The 4,032-nt window shown below is 72.3% G+C and carries 1 protein-coding gene; it reads left to right on the top strand.

Annotated features, from left to right (window positions below; all coding sequences use genetic code 11):
• Window positions 1–3,948, top strand: a 3,948-nt coding sequence (locus ACFWHU_RS38100; protein WP_387230896.1) for an SDR family NAD(P)-dependent oxidoreductase, incomplete at its 5' end; no start/stop codon positions are given.
• Window positions 3,949–4,032 lie beyond the last annotated feature (84 nt).

Raw genomic sequence — 4,032 nt, 5'->3', positions numbered from 1 at the left:
ACACCCACCACCTGGCCCACCCCCACCACCCAACCCACCACCCTCCCCACCTACGCCTTCCAACACCACCACTACTGGCTCAACGACACACCCACCGGAACCGGCAGCGACCCCACCACCCTCGGACTCCAGCACACCAACCACCCCCTCGTCGGCGCAGCGATAGACGCGGCCACCGAAGACCGGACCACCACCTTCACCGGTACGCTCTCTCTCCGCACCCACCCCTGGCTGGCCGACCACACCGTCACCGGCACCACTCTCGTACCCGCAGCGCTCTTCCTTGAGTTGGCCTTCCGGGCCGGTGACGAGGTCGGATGCGACTCCGTCGAGGAGCTGATGGTCAAGGCGCCCCTGGTGCTGCACGGGTCGGAGACGGTGCGCCTCCAGGTGGTCGTGGAGAAGGCGGACGACGCCGGGCGCTGTTCGCTGATCGTGTTCTCCAGGTCCAAGGACGCCGACGAGTGGACGCGGCACGCGGAGGGTGCGCTCGGGATGTCGGTGGACGCCGTGACCGGAGCCGGGTTCGCCTGGCCGCCGGCCGGCGGCCAGGGCGTCGAGCGGGTCGCAGCTGAGGAGTTCTACGCTGATCTGGCCGACCGGGGCTATGCGTACGGGGACGCCTTCCGCGGTGTGCGGGAGCTGTGGCGGGAGGGCGAGGTGATCAGCGCCGAGGTCGTGCTACCCGAGTCCGTACGTGCGGACGCCGAGCGGTTCGGTATGCATCCGGCGCTGCTGGACGCCGTTCTGCATACCGCGCTCGGGGGTGCCGACGGCGGTGTCCTGGTGCCGTTCGTGCTCTCGGATGTGACGCTCGGCCGGAGCGGAGCGTCGGTCGTGCGGGTACGGGTGACGCCGACCGGTGAGGACGCGGTACGCGTCGATGTGGCAGACCCGGCAGGGCAGTTGGTACTGACCGTGGGCTCGCTGGTCCTGCGGCCTGCCGTGGGGCTGGAGGCCGCGCGGGCCGCCGCGACGGCGGATCTGCCGTACACCGTGGAGTGGACCCCGGGTCGTCTCGCCGTCGCCGCCACCCCTACTGCCTCGGCCGCCACCCCTACTGCCTCCGCCTCCGCGTCTTCCACCGCCGAGGAGGCAACTCCCGTGTGTGCGGTGCTCGGTGACGACTCCCGGTGGCTGACGGCCGCGCTGAAAGGCGTGGGTGTCCCGGTGGTGACCGTGTCCGGCGACGGTGCCGGCGAAGACCCCGAGTTCTTCCTGCTCCCGGTCGGTGCCCCGGCAGGCGGTACGGCGGAAGGGGTCGCCGCCGCCGTACGACAGGCGACGGGGGATGTGCTCGCCGAGCTTCAGCGCTGGCTGGCGGAGGAGCAGGACCAGGAGCAGCGGCGGGCCCCCGGGACGCGGCTGGTGGTCGTCACGCGCGATGCCGTCACCACCGGTGCCGGCGAGGAGTCCGTCGATCTGTCCGCCGCCGCGGTGTGGGGCCTGGTCCGCAGTGCGGTCACCGAGAACCCCGATCGTTTCCTGCTGGTGGACCTCGACGGTCATGAGGACTCCCTCTCCGTGCTCGTCCCGGCGCTGCGCGCCGCCGTACGCCACGGTGAACCGCAGTTCGCCGTCCGGAAGGGCTCCGCGCTGGTGCCCAGGCTCGCGCGGCCGACCGGGCCAGGTTCCGCTCTCGTACCGCCGTCGCACACCGGCTGGCGTCTGGAGACGACCAGTCCGGGCACGCTGGAGCAACTCGCCTTCATCGCCACCTCCCATGCCGACGAGCCCCTGGCCGCCGGCGAGATCCGGGTCGCGATCCGCGCCGCCGGAATGAACTTCCGGGACGTGCTGATCTCACTCGGTATGTATCCGGGTGCGGCGATCATGGGCAGTGAAGGCGCGGGCGTCGTTCTGGAGGTCGGCCCGGGGGTCACCGACCTCGGCGTGGGCGACCAGGTGATGGGGCTCTTCCTGGGCGGTGCGTTCGGACCGGTCTCAGTGACGGACCGGCGGATGGTTGTCCGGATGCCGTCCGGCTGGTCGTACGAGGAAGCCGCGGCGATCCCCGTCGTCTTCCTCACCGCCTACTTCGGCCTGGTGGACCTGGCAGGGGTACGGCCGGGGGAGAAGCTGCTGATCCACGCGGCGACGGGTGGTGTCGGCATGGCGGCCATCCAACTCGCCCGCCACTGGGGGCTGGAGGTGTTCGGGACCGCGAGCCCGGCGAAGCAGGAGTTGCTGCGTTCCCTCGGGGTGGATGCCGCACACGCGGCGTCATCGCGTGACCTGGACTTCGAGGAACGGTTCCGGAAGACGACGGACGGCAAGGGCGTGGACGTCGTACTCAACTCCCTGGCACGGGAGTTCGTCGACGCCTCGCTCGGGCTGCTGGCACCCGGCGGCAGGTTCCTGGAGATGGGCAAGACCGACATCCGCGGAGCGGACGAACTCGCCGAGCGGTGGCCCGGGATCCGCTACGACGCCTACGACCTGCGCGAGGTCGACCCCGACCGGATCGCGGAGATGCTCGCCGATCTGCGTGAGCTGTTCGAGAGCGGGGCCCTGACTTCTCTGCCGGTCCAGCCGTGGGACGTGCGCGAGGCCCCCGAGGCGTTCCGCTTCATGAGCCAGGCCCGGCACACCGGCAAGATGGTCCTGACCGTGCCGCGCACGCTCGACCCGGACGGGACGGTACTGATCACCGGCGGTGTCGGGGTACTGGGCGGTCTGCTCGCCCGGCATCTGATCACCACTCACGGAGTACGGCACCTGATGCTGACGAGCCGCCGGGGGCCCGCGGCCGACGGCGCCGACGAACTGCGCGCGGAACTCACCGCGATGGGCGCCGAGGTGACGGTGGCGGCCTGTGACGCGGTGGACCGCGAGGCCCTGGCGGAGCTGCTGGCAACCGTCCCGTCCGACCGGCCGCTGACAGCCGTCGTGCACGCCGCGGGCATCGTGGACGACGCGCTGCTCGGCGCGCTGGACACCGGCCGGCTGGACCGCGTCCTGCGGCCGAAGGTCGACGCGGCGCTCAACCTGCACGAGCTGACGCGGGACGCCGACCTGGCCGCCTTCGTCCTGTTCTCCTCGGCTGCCGGTGTCTTCGGTACCCCCGGGCAGGCGAACTACGCTGCCGCCAACGCCTTCCTGGACGCGCTCGCCGCCCGCCGCAGGGCCGAGGGTCTGCCCGCCACCTCGCTGGCCTGGGGCTACTGGGCACAGACCAGTGGTATGACCGCCCATATGGGGCAGGCGGACATCGCGCGCCTGTCCCGGCAGGGCATCGCGCCGCTGGCCGCCGAGGCGGGGCTGGCGATGTTCGACGCCGCCCTGCGCACGCCCTACGCACAGCTCGTCCCCGTGGCACTCGACCTGCCGGCGCTGCGCGGCCAGGCGGAGGGCGGTGAACTCCCCGCACTGCTCAGTGGGTTGGTACGCGTCGCCGTGCGCCGGGCCGCTGCGGCGGGTGAGACGGCGCGCGGTGACGGCCAGTCACTCGCCGAGCGGCTGACGCCCCTGCCCGAGGCCCGCCGTCTGGAGGAGCTGCTCGCCGTGGTGCGCGGCAACACCGCCGTCGTCCTCGGCCACGGCTCGGCGGACGGACTGGAGGCCGACCGTACGTTCAAGGAGTTCGGCTTCGACTCCCTGACCGCCGTGGAGCTGCGCAATCGCCTGAACGCGGCCACCGGTCTGCGCCTGGCCGCCACCCTGATCTTCGACTACCCCACGCCTCACGCGCTCGCCGCGCATCTGCGCGACGAGTTGGGACTCGAAGGCGCCGAGGCCGAGCCGTCCGTCCTCGGGGAACTGAAGCGGCTGGAGGCCGCCTTGGCCGTACGGCCGGACGCCGGGACCCGCGCCGAGGTGGAGACGCGGCTGCGGACACTGCTGCGGCGGCTGGACGAGGCAGAGCGGTCGGAGCGCGAGTCGGGTCTGGACGACGCGACCGATGACGAGATGTTCGCCCTGATCGAGCAGGAACTCGGCCTGGAGTGAGCGCGGCGTGCCGCCCCCCCCCGGGGTGGGGGGGGGGCCCCCCGGGCGCCGGCCCCGGGCGCGCGCCACCGCCTGTGGAACCCC

Source organism: Streptomyces sp. NPDC060366, assembly GCF_042725135.1.
Taxonomy (GTDB): domain Bacteria; phylum Actinomycetota; class Actinomycetes; order Streptomycetales; family Streptomycetaceae; genus Streptomyces.
The sequence above is the reverse complement of the archived record's forward strand: the minus strand, read 5'-3'. Positions and strand labels throughout refer to the sequence as shown.